Origin of the sequence: Achromobacter sp. Marseille-Q0513, from assembly GCF_018195695.1 — a bacterium.
Taxonomy (GTDB): Bacteria; Pseudomonadota; Gammaproteobacteria; order Burkholderiales; family Burkholderiaceae_B; genus Achromobacter.
On sequence record NZ_JAGTJY010000564.1, the window covers coordinates 1 to 415 of the forward strand.

Here is a 415-nt window from a genome sequence, read left to right on the forward strand (position 1 = left end):
CCGGACCAGCTCGATTCCCTTGCGGATCGTGTGGACGGTTCCCCCGCTGTCCTGGATGGTGAAGGTCCGCAGGCCCGGACTCTCGGCGAGACCCTGCGTGGCCAGCAGGCGCGGGATCTGATTGGTTTCGCAACCCAGCCCGATGATCAGCACGCCGGCGAAGTTGGGATGGCAGGCGTAGCCGCCCAGCGTGCGCTGGAGCATCTTCAGGCCATCGCCCTCCGCGTCCATCGCACAGCCGCTGTGATGGGTCAGCGCGACCACGCCATCGACATGGGGGTAGTCGGCCAGGGCCTCGGGATGGATGTCGCGCCGGAAGTGATCGGCGATCGCGCGCGCCACCGTGGCCGAGCAATTCACGCTGGTCAGGATGCCGATGTAGTTGCGCGTGGCGATCCTGCCGTCGGCCCGGGGG

General features: G+C 68.2%; 1 protein-coding gene. It reads right to left on the minus strand.

Annotation, left to right across the window (positions count from 1 at the left end):
• The coding region (locus KDH83_RS31770; protein ID WP_212323158.1) for a UxaA family hydrolase at positions 1 to 415 on the minus strand (415 nt) is incomplete at both ends.